Genomic DNA, 15745 nt, shown 5'->3' on the forward strand with positions numbered 1-15745 from the left:
CTTGCGTCACCGGCATGCAGGTTGATAGAAGAGCGGCGGCGGTATAGTTTCGCTTTGCAAATCGACGAATGATACAAGGAATAGTTTCTCATGCCGACAGGTACGGTTAAATTCTTCAATGACGACAAGGGCTTCGGCTTCATCACCCCCGAGGACGGCGGTCAAGACGTGTTCGTGCACGTGTCCGCGTTGCAGCGCGGCGGTTCGCTCCGCGAAGGCGACAAGGTCAGCTTCGACGTCGGACAGGATCGCAAGACCGGAAAGTCGAAGGCCGAGAACGTCTCGACCCTCTGATCGAAAATCGAAGATCGCCCAGCCCGCCTTGAGCGGGTTGGGCTCGTCGTCACGATCTGCAGGCGCGAATGCCTGGCTGCGCCATAAACCGTCACGACGGTGATCGAGCTTATATCTGCCGTTTTAGGTTACCCAAGACGGCAAGAATTTTTTCGCGCAATCACTTCAGCCAAATGTGAGGCGCTATTTGCGCCTCTGGTAGAACGCTCTCGGCCGTCTTTTTGGCAATCATCATCACCGGCGAGTTGGTGGCACCCGAGACGATCGTCGGCATGATCGAGGTATCGATTATTCTCAGCTGCGCCAGCCCACGCACCCGCAATTGCGGATCGACCACCGCCATCAGACCAGACCCGGCACGACGAACACCAGCCAGGCAACGATCGGGCCGATGATCGCGATCAAGGCGCTGTAGAGCAGCAATTGTCGCAGCACCTGCTCTCGCCTGTCATCCGGCGCATTGGCGACGACAAGGGCACCATTGGTGGAAAACGGGCTGGTATCGACGATCGTGGTCGAAATTGCGATCGCGGCGACCACACCGACGGCGCTGATGTGTCCTTGCAGGAGGAATGGAACGGCGAGAGGGATAATCGCGCCGAGCAGCGCGGTCGACGATGCAAAGGCCGAGACGATTGCGCCGGTGAAACAAAGCAGAAGCGCCACCAGAAGCGGCATGCCCAGACTGGATATGCCGTTCGCCACATAATCGACCGTACCGGCTTTTTCCATGACGCCGACATAGGTGATAATGCCGGCGATCAACAGCACGGTCGACCAGCTGACTTTGTCGATCGCTGTCTTCTGAGCCTTCGGCGACAGCAGCGCGAGAACGACGGCCACCGTCATTGCGACGAGGCCAACATTGAACTTGAAAACCAGGGCGCCGATGCCAAGCGCCGTCAAGCCGATCAAGGTGGTGATTCTCTCATTGTTCAGGCGCAAGGTCGTCGCGGTATCCGCCGCCGTGCCATAGGCATGCTCTCTGATCGGTTTTGCAGGCGTGCCGCCATGACCTCTGATCGACGCCGATACGCCCTCGGGATGCAGTTCCGGCAAGGGGCCGAGTGACGAGGCTTCTTGCCTCACTACTTTCGCGCCGCCGAAAATGAAGAAAACCAGCACTGCTATCGCCAGGTTGAAGAAGAAGCTGGAGAGAAACAGCGATGTCGGGGCGAAAGGCAGTCCGGCCTTCGCAACGATCTGGTTGGTGATGCCGCCATAAATACTGATCGGCGAAAAACCGCCCGCCTGCGCGCCGTGGATCACCATCAGGCCCATCATGACAGGGTGGATGCGGTACTGCACGGCAAAGCTCAACGCGACGGGCGCGAGGATCGCGACCGCAGCCGGGCCCAGGGCACCGAAACCGGTGATCACAGCGGCGACGAGAAACATCACCCAGGGAATCAAGGCGATCCGGCCGCGCACCAGGCGGACGGCACACTCGACGAGCCAGTCGATCGTGCCGTTGATCTGCGCTATGGCAAAGAGGTAGGTGACCGCCACCAGCGTCAGGAACAGGTCGCTCGGAAAGCCGGCGAAAATGTCGTTGGTTTTCATCCCGAGAATCATCGAGCCGAGCACGAAGGCGCCGGCAAAGGCGAGCGCACCCATATTGATCGGCTGGATCGTCGCAATGATGAACATCGCGACCAGCAGGCCTATGGCCAGTAATTCAATACCCATGATTCCCCTCCCTCCGACGCCTCCAGCGCCGCAGCTTTTGTGTTCCAGATCGATGCGGGATGCAGCCGCACCCTCCTCCCAGAGGGCGCGGCGCCTTACGTCCTTGTGTAGAGATCGGCGTATTGCTGCCGCAGGATATTTTTCTGCACCTTGCCCATCGTGTTGCGCGGCAGGTCCTCGGCAAAGATGATCCGCTTGGGTTGTTTGTAGCGGGCGAGACGGTCCTGGAGAGCGCTGACGATGGTCTTTTCATCCAGGTCGGCGCCGGGTTTGCACACGACGACGGCGGTCACGCCTTCTCCGAAATCGGGATGCGGCACGCCGATGACGGCGCTCTCGACCACGCCCTCGATCTGGTCGATTTCGCCTTCGACCTCTTTCGGATAGATGTTGTATCCCCCCGAAATCACCAGATCCTTGCCGCGGCCGACGATATGGACATAGCCGTCCCGATCGATCTTGCCGAGGTCGCCGCTGATGAAGAAACCGTCCGCCGTGAATTCCGCCGCGGTCTTTTCCGGCATGCGCCAATAGCCCTTGAAGACGTTCGGTCCCTTGATCTCGATCATGCCCGTTTCGTCAGGCGGCAGCACCAGTCCGGTGACTGGATCGGTGACACGCACCGTCACGTCAGGCAGTGGAAAGCCGACCGTTCCGGCAATCCGTTTTCCCTCGTAAGGGTTCGACGTGTTCATATTGGTTTCCGTCATGCCGTAACGCTCCAGAATCGCGTGACCGGTGCGCGCCTGAAACGCGGCATGGGTCTCGGCAAGCAGTGGAGCCGAGCCGGAAATGAAGAGGCGGATGTTGGCGACGCTCTCTCTGTCGAGGCGCGGGCTTTGCAGGAGACGTACATAGAAGGTCGGCACGCCCATCAGCATCGTTGCCTGCGGCATCAGCGAAACCACTACCTCCGGATCGAACTTCGACAGCAGGAACATCGAGGCGCCGGCCAGCAATGTGACGTTCGTGGCGACGAACAGCCCATGCGTGTGAAAGATCGGCAAGGCATGGATCAGCCGATCCTCGGCGGTGACGCGCCAATAATCTCGCAGGGTCAGGGCATTCGACAGCAGGTTCCCATGCGTGAGCATCGCTCCCTTGGAGCGTCCCGTCGTTCCCGACGTGTAGAGGATCGCGGCCAGATCATCGGCGGAGCGCGAGGCATCGATAAAATCGGCCGGCTCATCGCGTGCGAGATCGAACAGCGAGCCGCTGCCATCAGCGTCGAGCGTTTCGACGATCGCGCCGTGCGACTTCGCGATCTTCTCCACCCCCTCTCGGGCAGCCGGCGCCACCACCACCAGACGCGGCTCCGCATCGCCGATAAAGTAATCGAGCTCAGCCAGCGTATAGGCAGTGTTGAGCGGCAGATAGACCGCGCCGCTGCGAAGGCAGGCGAGATAGAGGATCAATGCCTCGGCACTCTTCTCGACTTGCACCGCCACCCGGTCGCCCGGGCGAATGCCGAGCGCGTCCATCGCGCTGGCAATACGGCCGGAAAGAGCGAATGCGTCGTTGTAGGTCCATGTCTGCGTGCTGTCGATACGGATGAATGGTGCGTCGCCGGGTGCTGCGGCCCGCATGGCGTCGAAAAGATGGTTGCTCACTTTCGCCCTCCTCCAAGCGTTGAGTTCATGATCTGTGCGAATGGCCGGGAGCCCTGTTGGCCATTGCCGCCATTGCGGCTGTCGTCTTGATTGACCAGTTTTTTGACATCAGATGAGGCGATCACCTCGCCGCGCTGCGCCAGAGCCTCGTGATTGGCCACGATATCGTCGAGCTTGTAGAGGTAATTGACCATCAGCCCGTGTGCTTGCTGCATCGCCTTGGTCGAGCGGTCGCCAAGAAAATTCAGTCTTTCAAGCCGAGCGCCGTTGCCGAGATGGAAGCGGGCAACGGGATCGACGGGGCGCCCTTCCGGCGTCCGCTCCATCAGGAAATAGCCCGCCGCCAGCGGCAGCAGCACGCGCTCCACTTCGGCCGCCGTCTTCTCGTTGGCGGGCCAGTTCGGATCGTCCAGCAACATCAGCGTTTTGCGGGCCGCTGACGGCAGCAACCGGTCGGCTGCCGAAGCGCGCGCCTTGGCAAGCCAACTGGCAAAGCCCGGCACCGGCGATAGCGTCACGAAATTCTTCAGGCCGGGCAGGTCCCTGCGCAAGTCTTCCACGACCTGCTTGATCAGAAAGTTGCCGAACGAAATTCCGCGCAAGCCATCCTGGCAGTTGGAAATCGAATAGAAGACGGCCGTCGTCGCCTCGTCGGCATTGATCTGCTCCCTGCCCTCGTCGAGGACATCTCCAATCGCTCTCGGCACCGATCGTGTGAGCGCCACCTCGACGAACACGAGCGGCTCGTCGGCCAGCCGGGGGTGAAAGAAGGCGAAGCATCGACGGTCGGCCGGCGCCAACCGACGGTGCAACTCCTCCCAGCCGGCAATTTCGTGCACCGCCTCGTATTTGATGATCTTTTCAAGGATGTAAGCCGGCGTCGTCCAGTCGATTGGCCTGAGCGTCAGGAAGCCGCGGTTGAACCAGGAACCGAACAGATGCGTGAGATCGGCATCAACGGCGTGATAACCTGCCGATTGGTCCTTCGAAGCAAGCAGCTGCTGGCGCATCCGCACGAGCTTGGCGGTGCCGTTCGGCGCATGGTTCAATCGGCGCAGGAGTTCCTGTCGCCGCGGCTCAGCCGCCTGATGGAGCGCAATGGTGGTGGCAGAGCTTTTGTCGGCGCGGTAATTTTCAATCGCCTGGTCGAGCCTCGCCGTGTCGGGGCCGAACTTTTCATGCAGCATATGGAGGAATGCCTGCGCGCCCTCGCTGTCGAGCGCTTCCCAGCGATCGAGTATCTCGGCCGCAAGGGCCATGCCCGACGCTTCGCCCCGGCTCGACAGCAGCATTTCACAAAGTGTTTGGAGATCGACCTTGGCTGCGGCCTGTGTAGCGCGTGAGCCGGAAAACAGAAGCTGGCGCCCGCGGTCCGTGATGCTCTGCAGCATGTCGGTGAAGAAGGAAGCCTCGGACATGCCATTTCTCCTCTCTGCTGACGGTCGGCCGCATAGGAGCACTGTTTGACCGCTGCTTCCCATCGGCTGAATTCACCTGTAGTATGTAAGTTGCCATCTTTCGTACACGAGGTCAATAATCTTGTATACAAGAATGGCCTTTTTGTATGAAGGAAGTGAAGCGAATGTCCGAGAATGTCGGCAGGTGGCTGCGGGATGAAATTGAAAACTCAATTCTTTCCAACGAGTTCTCCCCCGGTGAGCGGCTCGATGAAACGGTGCTCGCGACGCGGTTCGGGGTCTCCCGTACGCCGGTGCGCGAGGCGCTGATGCAACTCGATGCCATCGGCCTCATCGAAATTCGACCGCGCCGGGGCGCTGTCGTCATCGATCCGGGACCGCACCGCGTCTACGAGATGTTCGAGGTTATGGCTGAGCTAGAGGGCCTGGCCGGATCGCTCGCCGCACGACGGCTGGACAAGGTCTCCCGGGAAGCGATCACGGCCACCCATAGCCGCTGCGAACAATCAGCCGGCGCCGGTGACAGCGATGCCTATTATTACGACAATGAGGAATTCCATAAGGCCATCTATGCTGCAGGCCGAAGCGATTTCCTCGAGGAGCAATGTGTGCAATTGCATCGACGCCTGCGCCCCTACCGCCGCCTCCAGTTGCGCGTCCGAAACCGCCTGTCGACATCCTTCTTGGAACATTGCGCCATCGTCGATGCGATCTTTGCCGGAGATGGAGATGAAGCCCGTCGCCTGCTGCGGACGCATGTCGGAATTCAGGGTGAGAGGTTCAGCGATCTGGTCGCAAGCATGGCAACCAGATAGGCTTTGTCACATCGGTTCATCTCCACCACAAATGCGCCAGTATTCGACGCACCGCCGCAGGGTGCAGCAACCTCATTGATGATTTACTCAGCCCACTGCCGAAGGGCGTGCGCAATCCCCAACAGCGCACATCACACCATTGACATTGGCAGTGTTAAGGCCGAAGCCGCACTCGGTCGCGCAGGCGCGGCCGTTTTCGCGAGGATTCGAAAGATGAAGACCAAGGCGGCTGCAGCCAATGCCGGAAACCTGATCATGACGGGTGTCCTGCTGATGTTGCTCGGCGATCTACTCTTTGCGCTGAACGATGCGATGGGCAAGTGGCTGGTTGCAAGCTTCGCCGTCGGCCAGGTGCTGGTGATCCGTTCGGTCGGCGCCTTCATCGTGCTCGGACCGATGATCGCACGCCAAGGACCGATGGCCCTGTTCCGCGTCGAGCAGAAGGGCCTCCAATTCATACGTGTTTTCATGGCGACCTGCGATGTCGCCCTGTTCTACGCTGCCGTCGCCTATCTGCCGCTCGCAGACGTCATGACCTTCTATATGGCTGGGCCGATCTACATTGCGGCGCTCTCGCATTTCTTTCTCGGGGAAAAGATCGGCTGGCGCCGGTGGCTTGCCGTTCTGGTCGGCTTCACAGGCGTCGTCATCGCGCTGCGTCCGTCGACCGCGATGCTGTCGCTTCCGTCACTCTTCGGCCTTGCGGGCAGCTTGGCCTTCGCGCTGTCGCTTGTCATGAGCCGCTATCTGCGCTCGACCAGCGACACGACGCTGGTGACATGGCAGACCGTCGCCGCCCTTGCCACCGGCATCGTTCTCAGCATCGGCCACTGGCAGTCGGCAACGCTGATCGATTGGTCCGGCATGCTGCTGCTCGGGATCGTCGCCACCTGCGCGCATCTGCTCATCACGCGCTCGTTGAAGCTTGCCCCGGCATCGCTGCTCGCGCCGCTGCAATATACGCTGCTGCTCTGGGCGATCGTGCTCGGCTATGTCTTCTTCAACGATATTCCCGACATGCAGATCGTCGTCGGCGCCGCAATCATCGTCTTTGCCGGCCTGTTCATCTTCCACCGGAAGAACCTGAAGGAGACGGTGCCGGCGGAAGCCGTCCCGCCGGACGGGCATTGAAAGGCGAACCCGATCGGCATTCAGGAATGCCTCTCGCCGATCATCTCTTGCTGGCGCCGCTCCGACGGGCACGGACAAACCGCGCCCGGATATATTGGACTGTCGTCCGCTCGTAAGACTTTTTGTTTTGTCCGATGCGGACTGGACAAGCGCCCTCAGTTCACTGCAGATTGTTCGCCATCCCGCCCGCCACGGGAGCCGGACCATCCCGAGCATCGAAATCATCGATTGACCTTCAATAAGGATAGGAAGGCGTCATGAGTTTCAACAACAGCCAAAGTGCGTCAAGATCTGCGGGCAGCGGCAAGCGCCCCTCCCCGTTCGGATAATGTTTCGGGCCGCAAAGGCTGTCTTCGGTTTAGCGTTTCTGCTGGCGACCATATGGGCCTCTCTCGCGCTATTCTACCGCCTGCCGGTTTCCCTGCCCATCCGAGAGGTCGCGGCAGGAGTCCTCGCGCTGGTCGGTGTTGCCGCGGTAATTTCCATCACCTGGAAGCCGCGCCCCCTTATTATCCTTTCTTTCGTCCTGTGTTTTGCAGGCATCGCCTTGTGGTGGAACTCGATCAAGCCCCCGGTGACGGCCGACTGGGCGGGAGACGTCGCGAGGCAAGTGACAGGCACGGTCGACGGCAACATCCTCACGCTGACCAATGTCAGAAATTTCGCCTGGAAACCGGATGGCGGTTTTGTGGAGAAATGGGAGTCGCGCACCTACGACCTGAACAAGCTCAGAAGCCTCGACTTGTTCATGTCCTATTGGGCCGGGCCTGAGATGGCGCACATGATCCTGAGTTTCGGGTTCGATGACGATCAATACCTGGCATGGTCGATCGAGGTGCGGAGAACAGCCGAGGGTAAATTCTCTCCGATCGGCGACCTCTTCAAAAGCAATCCCCTCGTCATCATCGCGGCGGCCGAAAGCGACGTCATTCGTGTCCGATCCGACATACGCGGCGAGGACGTCCAACTCTTTCGCATGCGCGTTCCGCCGGCCAATGCCGCACGGCTTCTCCTGCAATATGTAAGCGATGCCAACACGCTCGCCGAACACCCGCGCTTCTACAACTCGCTCACCACCAACTGCACCACGACTGCCGCCAAAATGATGCGGGCCGTCGGCGCTACATTTCCGTTCGATTGGCGGCTGATCGTGAACGGTTATCTTCCGGAATTCGCCTATGACCGGAATGCGCTCGACATGAAGCGGCCGTTTGAGGAGCTGAAAGCGGCGGCGCATATCGCCGCACGGGCAAAAGGCGCCGGCACCTCAGAGAATTTTTCGAAAGCGATCCGTGAGGGTGTGCCTTCACCGCTCGATTGAACGGCGCATCGGCCCACGAAAGTTGCAATCGAGGGCGCCCGGAAATCGCTGACACTTTCGCCGTCATGGCCTAATCCTCACCCCTGGGCGGCTCCCAGCCGAAGACGCTGCGGCCACCGAAATCGGCGGATTGGCGGAATTCGCCGGCGATGATTTCCTTGAGATCGGGGCCGGTGACATAGCGTTCCATCTGCCGAGATTGCTCATCCAGGCGCCTGAGCGCCTGCAGCTCTTCCTCCCGGCCGAGCCTGCCTTTCTGCACCGCCGATTTCATCACGCCGATCGTCTCGTCATAAACCTTGAGCGGCACCGGGAAAGGATGGCGGTCCTTGCCGCCATGGGCGATTGAGAAGCGTGCCGGATCGGAAAAACGGCAGGGCGCGCCGTGCACGACTTCCGCCACCATCGCCAGCGCCCTCACCGTGCGGGCGCCGACGCCGGGAACGAGCAGCAGTTCCTGGAAGTCCGCCGGCCCGCGGTCGACGGCGGCGGCCAGATTTCCATGCAGCCGGCGCATATGCACATCGCTCTCACGCACGTCGTGATGGGCGGGCATGATCAGGTGCGGCAGCATCGGCTGTCGGGCGGGCTCGGGCTCCGGCTCTTCGGTGCGCAGCAGTGCGGCGGCCTCGCGGACGATCCTGTCGGGACCGAGCGTTGCCAGCAGGTCGAGCTGGCCGCGCCGCGAGCGCTCGGCGCGCCTGTCGGCGAGATTGACGATCTCGCCCTGGCTGCGTCCCTCGATCGCCGCATGCGGCGAATCGACGAAACTCTCCAGTCCCTCCGACAACCAGTGATAACGCCGGGCCTGCCGCCTGTCGCCGTTCATGCCCTGCTGCACGACCACCCAATGGCCGTCATCGGCGACGATAAAGCCATGGAGATAAAGGTCGAAGCCGTCCTGAAGGGCGGCGCTGTCGACCTTGGCGATCAGACGGCTCGTCGTCGCCAGTCCCTCCCCGTCGAGGCCGACCCGCTCGCCGATCGAGACGAGTTCCTGCGGGGTCTTGCGCGATTGCGCCCCGCGGCCACCGCAGACATGTAGGCCGAGTTCGCCGGCACGCGGCTTCAGCCCGCGCTTCAGCGCGCCGAGAACGCTCGTCGTAATGCCAGAGGAATGCCAGTCCATGCCCATCACGGCGCCGAAAGACTGGAACCAGAAGGGATGGGCGAGCCTGCGCAGGAATTCATCGCGGCCATAGTGATGGATGATCGCCTCGGTGATCAGCGTGCCGAGCCGCGTCATCCGGTCGCCGAGCCAATGCGGCACACGTCCTCCGTGAAGCGGAAGATCGGCGCTGCCTGCTCGTTGTGACATTTCGTTTCCTATATCCTCTATGCCCGAACGCTATGCATAGCAGCCTCCTGCCGTCGGGAACCGTGTGAAATTTCAGGCGTTTGCTTTCAGTCAAACGGCCGAGGCAAACATGAGCGCATTCGAAACCACATCCGAACAAGCGTACCTGACCCGAACAAAAGCGCAACATCCTGGAAGCCAAAAAGAGGGGAATACGGCATTGCGGCTCCAAGGACGCGCGGAAAAAGCCGCCTTTCTGATCAACGGCGACAGATATTTCGCCGAAGTCGCGCGAGCATTACGGCAGGCGCGGCGCACTGTCTGGATCGTCGGCTGGGATTTCAATCCCGACATTCTGTTGGAACCGGAAAAATCCGGCGAAACATTGGCCGATCTGCTGCATGCGGCGGCGGCGGCCAATCCCGAACTCGAAATACGTATCCTCATCTGGGCACTCGGACCGATCTATTCGGACAAATCCCTGCAGGTGCTTCGGAAGAAGAATTTCCCGAAGAACGCCAGGATCGATCTGCGCTTCGATCTTCCGGGCGCCCTGCGAGGCTGTCATCATCAAAAGCTCGTCTGCATCGACGATGCACTGTCCTTCATCGGCGGCATGGATCTGACGTCGCGGCGATGGGATACAAGGCGCCACCGCGCCAGGGAAAAGCTGCGGTGCGACCCCGAGGGCGTTTCCTACGATCCGCTGCATGACGTTCAGGCGATGGTCACGGGCGACGCGGCCGGGCTGATCGGCGATATCGCCAGGCAACGCTGGGAAAAAGCCACCGGCGAAAAGCACCTGCCGCTCGCCGAGGGCTCGCCGTTCGCATGGCCGGACGATCTAGCCGTTTCACTGCGAGAAATCCCGGTCGGCTTGGTGCTGACGGAGCCGTCGACCACCTTCCGAACCGGCATCAGCGACGGCATCGCCTCGACATTGAACATCATCTCCCGGGCGCGGCGCCAGCTTTACATCGAGGCGCAATATCTCGCCTCCTTTCGTGTCGCCGACGCCATTGCCGCGCGGCTGCGGGAAGAAGATGGGCCGGAAGTGGTCATCATCTGCACGCGCAGCTCTCACGGGCTGATCGAAAAACTCGTCATGGGCAGCAACCGCGACCGCCTCATCCGACGCCTCAAGAGGGCTGATCGCGCAGATCGCCTGCGGGTCTATTATCCCGTCGTGCCCGGCCCCGTGCCCATGCCGGGAAAGGATAGCGAGGTGGAGGTCCTGATCCATTCCAAACTGATACTTGCCGATGACGCGTTGGTCCGGATCGGCTCCTCCAATCTCAACAACCGCTCGGAAGGACTGGATTGCGAATGCGACATGCTGTTCGAGGCGGCCTGCGACGAGCATCACCGTGCTATCGCAGATCTGCGCAACCGCCTGCTGGCCGAATATCTCGGAACGACCAGCGAAACCTTTGCCGCGGCCTTTGGGGAAAGCGGCTCGATGATTGCGGCGATCGATGCGTTGAGTAACGGGCCGCGCCGCTTGAGGGAATTCACGGTCGAACCGTCCGGCAGTGTTTCACCGATCGCAGGCACCGCGATCTTCGACCCGGCTCGCCCCTTCCTCCCTCTACACCGACTGGGCCTCGGCTCCCTCGTCCGCCTGCTGGCCCGCCCGGCGTGAGCCTCGCCGGAAGACGACCTCGGTGATGAGAAGAAGCGTTGTGCCGAGCGCCAGCGGAATGAAGAAATAGGTGCAACGGAACGCAATCAGCGCGCCGATCGAAGCCTCTTGCGGCACGGCATAGGAGACCGTCGCTTCCAGCACACCGAGACCGCCCGGCACATGGGTTGCAAGGATCGCCGAATTGGCGAGAACGTAAGCCGTCACCGAGCGGAAGAAGGCGACGTCGCCAAAGGCCGAGAGCATCTGGTGCAGGCAGGCGGAAACGAACATGAAATTGATTGTCCCGATTCCGATCTGCGCCAGCGCGATCGAAAATCGTGGCAATTGAAACGACCAGCGCCATAGGCGCAGCTTGCCGCGGATAAAAGACGCCAGGCCGGCATAGGTGACCGGAGCGATCAGCGCCATCGCGCCGAAGAGGCGAGCACTTACCGCGTCGAGGCGCAGCAGACGCGCTGCATCCTCGGGATTGACGATCAGGGCAAGGCTGCCGAGCGTGATGAGCCCGAGCCCCACCGTGACACCGCAAAACAGGATGATCTTCGCTACGTCCTCCGTCGTCAGGCCCCAGCGGGAATAATATCGATAGCGGAAGGCGCCGCTGCTCAGCCCGGCAAAGCCGATATTGTGGCCGAGCGAAAGGCTGATGAACGAGGCCAGCGCGATCTTCCGGTAAGGCAGGGACTTGCCAAGTGAACGGATCGCCAGGAGATCGAAGCAGCTCAGGCAGAGATAGGATGCCGCAGCAAAGAGAAGCGCCATGCAGAAATTCGAAAGGGGGATGCTCCCAACCGACTTGACGATCTGCTCCAGGCTGTACTGTTGAAATATGCGGTAGAGAAGAAAGATCGCAAGGCAAAAGGCGGCTACGAGCAGTCCATTCCAGATTATGTTTTTCAAGCTCATCGATCATTCCATTTCCGAGGTGAGAGTCCAACGCATCGTGTTCTCCGAAAGAAGGCGCGACACTCCAGGCTCGATTATCCGGAACGATCAAACGAGTTCTGTGTTCCCCCGCAGGAACAGTTCGCTGTTCTCCCCGGGAAACGCGTTCTGAGTTGGGACGAACGAGCTTTCAGCAGGTCCATGCCGGATAAATCGATCAAACTCCTGACCTATAACGTACACAGCTGCATCGGCAGCGACCGGAAGCTCGATCCCGGTCGTATCGCCTCCGTCATTGCCGAAGCGGAGGCCGACATCGTGGCACTTCAGGAGGTCGATGTCTCAAGGCGCAGGACCGGCGGCGTCGACCAGGCGCATGCAATCGCTTCGCCTCTGAAGATGCAGGCGCATTTCCACCCGGCATTGTCGATTGCCGAAGAGCAGTATGGCGATGCGATCATCACCGCGCTGCCGACAGGCGCGGTGAAGGCCGGTCCGCTGCCATCCATCGGCGAGCAGCGCGGCGCGCTTTCCGTCGAAGTCCTGGTTGGCGACAGGAAGCTGCTCGTCGTCAATACCCATCTCGGCCTTCGAGGGCGCGAGCGCATCCGGCAGATGACGACGCTGTTGAACGCCGGCTGGCTGCATGGGAGCGTGGGCGAATCCCTTCCCGCGATCCTCTGCGGCGACTTTAATGCCATTCCGGCATCGGCGACTTATCGGCTGGCTGCACGGTCATTGAAGGACGCCCAACTCGCAGGCAGCACCGCGGCGAGAGCGACCTTTCCCGCCCGCTACCCACTGATGCGCATCGACCATATCTTCGTCACCGACGATCTCGTCGTCAAAAGATCGGCGGTCATGGAAAGCCGGCTGACGAGAGTGGCGTCCGATCACCTCCCCCTGCTTGCTGAAATCGGCTTCGCCTGATCGGCCGATGTCCTGCCGGCTCTCAGATCCGCCTAAAAAACGACATTCACCAGAGCCTACAACGACATTGAAACGAATATTTCACAAATTTTATGATATGGAATATTCATTCCGCCGGCGTCTGAGCGGGGATAGTAGTCGGTTCGAGCGGTTCCGGACTTCACTCGAAATCGACGGTTCTTCTGGGAGGAAGGTTGATGTTGGGCAGGCTGTTGTCACGTGTGCGCATCCAGACGCAGGTGATGGTATTCATCGTTCCGTTCATCTTGAGCATCATGGCCGTGGGTGCGACGGGCCTTTATGCTTCGAGCCTGCTTCAGGGGCGGATGGATATTTCCAACTCCGTCCTCCAGTCCTTAAGCGGCTTTCGCGATCTATCCGCTGCGATGGCGGAGTTCCTGGCCAATGCCACGCAGGAAAACCGGGACCTTGTCACTGCAAAGCTTGGCGATCAACGCGGCCTTTTGAAATCCGGCCTCGACCGGCTTGCCGCGGATCGCAGCGGCCAGCAGGAACTGGAACAGACACTCTCTTCCATCGACGGAATTTCCGTACGCATGGACTCGCTGTGGCAGCTTCAGGAGAGCCGGACCGCCCTCCTCGCCGATCTCCAGAAGGCGCAGAGCGTCGTTGTCTCCGCCCAGACCGATATTGTCGAAGGCTCCAAGGTTCTCCAGCGTGCTGCCGACATGAAGGAAGATGAAGCCCGCAATACGCTGGGCGACGCACAGCGCATATCGGACTTCGCCTCTTTCGCCCAGTCATTGAACGACAAGGCTCAAGCCGCCGGCCCGATCGGCGGTTCCGACATGGAGGAACTTGGCCGGCAGCAGCGCATCGTCGCAATGGCGCTTGGCGGCGAGGCGCCGGAGGCCAAAAAGGCGATCGACGATGCCATTGCCTCGTTGAAGCCGCTGGTCGAAGCCACCGGCCAGACCGAGGAGCGCGCAGCCGGCCTCAAGGACGCGACGGGCCAGATCGTCGCCAGGCTGCCGGAATTGCAGGCGGTCGCCGCACGGCGGCTGAAGACGGTAACGGACAAGGCGGCCGAGACCGCCAAATCGGTCGAGCGCGCCAAAACCAGTCAGAGAGACGGCCAGAAGCTGACGACCTCGGCTTACGTGATCCAGATCGTCATGGCGAAACTGACGCTGGCGCCGACCGATGCCAATCTCCAGAGACTGTCGCAGGAAATCACAGCCGTCAGGAAGGGGCTGGACATGCTGATTTCCAATGCCGGCGGCGTTGCACAATTCGACAATCTCAAGCCTAAACTCCTGCCGGCACTGGACAAGATGCAGCAGGCCGCCGCCGACCTCGTCCGCGTCAGCGCGCAGCGCCAGGACGAATTCCGCGCCGCAGCCGCCGATGTGGACGGCATGTGGTCCCAACTGACGGCCTTCGCCGAAATGCAGCGGCAGAACGCGGCCGCAGAACGCACCGACGCCAATTCCATGTCTCTCGGAACGACGATCCTCGGCGTGGTGATCGCAGTCCTCGCCGGCATAGGTCTGACCGTCACGCTCAAAGGCCCGATCAACCAGATCACCTCGGCCATGCGGCGGCTCGCCGACGGCAAGCTCGAAACCTCGATCGTCGGTGATAACAGAGCCGATGAAATCGGCGACATGGCCCGTGCGCTCGGGGTCTTCAAGAATAATGCCATCGCCAAGGTCGAGATCGAGGAACGCAGCGAGATCGAACGGACAAGGGCCGAAGAGGAAAGGCATCGCAACGACGAAGAAAAACGCGTGGTCGAGCAGCAGATCGACTTTGCGGTCACGGCGCTGGCCGAAGGTCTCGGGCGTCTGGCGCGGGGCGATATTTCGCAGACCATCGCAACACCCTTCTTCGGGCGGTTGGAGCAGCTTCGCAACGATTTCAATTCGTCGCTGCTTCGCCTGCAGGAAACGATCGACCAGATCCGCACCAATACCCGCATGATCGAAGGAAATGCCGGCCAGATGGATCTGGCCGCAGGCAACCTCGCAAAACGCACCGAACAGCAGGCCGTCGCACTGGAAGAGATCGCCGCGGCCATAGAGGAGATCACCACCACGGTTCGCTCTTCCGCGCTGTGCGCCGACGATGCCCGCCAGATCATCACCGATACCAAAGAGACGGCCGATTCCTCATCCGAGGTGGTCGCCAGCGCAATCGACGCGATGGGCAAGATCGAAGCGGCTTCCGACGAGATCGTGCAGATCATCGGCGTCATCGATGAGATCGCATTCCAGACGAACCTGCTCGCGCTCAACGCCGGCATCGAAGCGGCCCGCGCCGGCGAGGCTGGAAAGGGTTTTGCGGTCGTGGCTCAGGAAGTCCGCGATCTCGCTCAGCGCTCCGCCGAAGCCGGCCAACGGATCAAGCAGCTGATCGGGCGCTCGCGGGCCGAGATTACCAATGGCGCGCGTGTGGTGCGCGAAACGAGTGAAGTCCTCGAAAATATTTCCGCAAAAGTGGTCACCGCATCCGAGCAGATGGACGTCATTGCCCGCTCGAGCAGGGAGCAATACAACGCCCTGCACGAAGTCAATTCCTCGGTGAACCGGATGGACCAGATGACGCAGCAGAATGCTGCCATGGTCGAGGAAACCAGCGCGGCGACGAAGGAACTTGCCGACGAGACGAGAACGCTCCTGCAGCTCATCGACCAGTTCCAACTGGATGAAACGGACATACAACGCGTAGCCGCAGCATAGAGAGGTCT

General features: G+C 60.8%; 12 protein-coding genes and 1 pseudogene. 7 read left to right on the plus strand and 6 right to left on the minus strand.

Going from position 1 to position 15745, the window contains the following annotated elements; translation table 11 throughout:
- Window positions 1-90 precede the first annotated feature (90 nt).
- Entirely contained in the window at window positions 91-294 is a 204-nt protein-coding gene (locus RHEC894_RS30525; RefSeq protein WP_003572688.1) for a cold-shock protein, read from the plus strand.
- A gap of 160 nt (window positions 295-454) precedes the next feature.
- Here the strand turns inward: RHEC894_RS30525 and RHEC894_RS30530 are convergent.
- The 4 genes and pseudogenes from RHEC894_RS30530 to RHEC894_RS30545 form a co-directional block, all read right to left on the minus strand.
- Window positions 455-655: pseudogene (locus RHEC894_RS30530) on the minus strand (GMC oxidoreductase); the annotation flags it as partial.
- A complete protein-coding gene (locus tag RHEC894_RS30535; protein WP_085740380.1) occupies window positions 637-1983 on the minus strand; it encodes an SLC13 family permease in 1347 nt (448 codons plus the stop codon). The gene RHEC894_RS30535 and the pseudogene RHEC894_RS30530, both read right to left, overlap by 19 nt.
- A gap of 95 nt (window positions 1984-2078) precedes the next feature.
- On the minus strand, window positions 2079-3593 hold the full coding sequence (locus RHEC894_RS30540; RefSeq protein ID WP_085740381.1) for a malonyl-CoA synthase: 1515 nt from the start codon (window positions 3591-3593) through the stop codon (window positions 2079-2081).
- Window positions 3590-5011, minus strand: coding sequence for a malonyl-CoA decarboxylase (locus RHEC894_RS30545; protein ID WP_085740382.1), 1422 nt, complete (start codon window positions 5009-5011; stop codon window positions 3590-3592). Before RHEC894_RS30545 ends, RHEC894_RS30540 begins: the two co-directional genes overlap by 4 nt.
- A gap of 164 nt (window positions 5012-5175) precedes the next feature.
- Between RHEC894_RS30545 and RHEC894_RS30550 the strand changes: the two genes are divergently transcribed.
- The 3 genes from RHEC894_RS30550 (at window position 5176) to RHEC894_RS30560 (ending at window position 8278) form a co-directional block, all read left to right on the plus strand.
- Window positions 5176-5826, plus strand: a complete 651-nt coding sequence (locus RHEC894_RS30550) for a GntR family transcriptional regulator (protein ID WP_085740383.1) — start codon at window positions 5176-5178, stop codon at window positions 5824-5826.
- A 213-nt stretch (window positions 5827-6039) separates the two neighbouring features.
- Window positions 6040-6957, plus strand: a complete 918-nt coding sequence (locus RHEC894_RS30555; RefSeq protein ID WP_085740384.1) for a DMT family transporter — start codon at window positions 6040-6042, stop codon at window positions 6955-6957.
- A 328-nt stretch (window positions 6958-7285) separates the two neighbouring features.
- Window positions 7286-8278, plus strand: coding sequence for a DUF4105 domain-containing protein (locus tag RHEC894_RS30560; RefSeq protein ID WP_085740385.1), 993 nt, complete (start codon window positions 7286-7288; stop codon window positions 8276-8278).
- A gap of 70 nt (window positions 8279-8348) precedes the next feature.
- Here the strand turns inward: RHEC894_RS30560 and RHEC894_RS30565 are convergent, their stop codons facing one another.
- Complete coding sequence (locus RHEC894_RS30565; RefSeq protein ID WP_085740386.1) at window positions 8349-9596, minus strand: DUF763 domain-containing protein; 1248 nt, start codon at window positions 9594-9596, stop codon at window positions 8349-8351.
- A 109-nt stretch (window positions 9597-9705) separates the two neighbouring features.
- Between RHEC894_RS30565 and RHEC894_RS30570 the strand changes: the two genes are divergently transcribed.
- A complete protein-coding gene (locus RHEC894_RS30570) occupies window positions 9706-11217 on the plus strand; it encodes a phospholipase D-like domain-containing protein (RefSeq protein WP_085740387.1) in 1512 nt (503 codons plus the stop codon).
- Here RHEC894_RS30570 and RHEC894_RS30575 read toward each other — a convergent pair.
- Entirely contained in the window at window positions 11164-12126 is a 963-nt protein-coding gene (locus tag RHEC894_RS30575; RefSeq protein ID WP_085740388.1) for a lysylphosphatidylglycerol synthase domain-containing protein, read from the minus strand. The two genes, RHEC894_RS30570 and RHEC894_RS30575, sit on opposite strands and share 54 nt — an antisense overlap.
- 180 nt (window positions 12127-12306) lie before the next feature.
- On the opposite strand from RHEC894_RS30575, the gene RHEC894_RS30580 reads away from it, so the two are divergent.
- Both RHEC894_RS30580 and RHEC894_RS30585 read left to right on the plus strand, forming a co-directional pair.
- Window positions 12307-13035, plus strand: a complete 729-nt coding sequence (locus tag RHEC894_RS30580) for an endonuclease/exonuclease/phosphatase family protein (protein WP_010068476.1) — start codon at window positions 12307-12309, stop codon at window positions 13033-13035.
- Between the two features lie 197 nt (window positions 13036-13232).
- Window positions 13233-15737 carry a methyl-accepting chemotaxis protein gene (locus RHEC894_RS30585; protein WP_085740389.1) on the plus strand — a complete coding sequence of 835 codons (2505 nt, stop codon included), beginning with the start codon at window positions 13233-13235 and terminating at the stop codon, window positions 15735-15737.
- Window positions 15738-15745: the final 8 nt, after the last annotated feature.

Origin of the sequence: Rhizobium sp. CIAT894 (assembly GCF_000172795.2) — a bacterium.
Taxonomy (GTDB): Bacteria; Pseudomonadota; Alphaproteobacteria; order Rhizobiales; family Rhizobiaceae; genus Rhizobium.